Annotated in this window: 1 protein-coding gene; it reads left to right on the top strand. The window is 65.4% G+C overall.

The window, feature by feature from the left end; genetic code table 11:
* The coding region (locus ADK57_RS18275; RefSeq protein WP_199830613.1) for an FG-GAP repeat domain-containing protein at window positions 1–289 on the top strand (289 nt) is incomplete at both ends.

The raw sequence follows: 289 nt of genomic DNA on the forward strand, positions 1-289 counted from the left end.
CACCGGCACGCTGTCCGCCCGCGTGAAGCTCTACGACAACTGGAAGACGTACAAGAAGATCGTGGGCGTCGGCGACCTCAACGGCGACGGCATCGGCGATCTCCTCGCCCAGGACTCGTCCAACAACCTCTACCGCTACACCGGCACCGGCACCGGCACCTTCAAGGCCCGTGCCAAGTTGTTCGGTTCGTGGGGCGGTTCCTACAACGTGGTCGTCGGCGTCGGCGACATCACCGACGACGGCAAGGCCGACATCGTCTCCCGCGACACCGGCGGAAACCTCTACCGC

The organism is Streptomyces sp. MMG1533, assembly GCF_001279775.1.
GTDB lineage: Bacteria > Actinomycetota > Actinomycetes > Streptomycetales > Streptomycetaceae > Streptomyces.